The 255-nt window shown below is 55.3% G+C and carries 1 protein-coding gene; it reads right to left on the reverse strand.

What is annotated here, in order from left to right; all coding sequences use genetic code 11:
• A partial coding sequence (locus tag SB765_RS31625; protein WP_410932755.1) for an FAD-dependent oxidoreductase occupies positions 1–255 on the reverse strand: 255 nt, incomplete at both ends.

Genomic DNA, 255 nt, shown 5'->3' on the forward strand with positions numbered 1-255 from the left:
CTGGGTTTCAGGTAACTCAGGGGTGAAGTGCATCGTTTTCAACACACCTACGGGGACGGTGCAAATACAGAAATCGCAGGTTTCATCATTCACCATGACGGCTGTGCCTGACCAGTCGATACGGGCTACTGCTGTGTTCAACCGAATGTCCAGGTTTTGCGTCAGCACATCGACCAGCTCGCTGTAACCACCAGGCAGCATGCAGTCGCCATGCCCGACGCCTTCTTCGTCCAATGCGCTGACCGACAGCTGCGT

Origin of the sequence: Pseudomonas sp. SIMBA_067 (genome assembly GCF_046534675.1) — a bacterium.
Lineage (GTDB): Bacteria > Pseudomonadota > Gammaproteobacteria > Pseudomonadales > Pseudomonadaceae > Aquipseudomonas > Aquipseudomonas putida.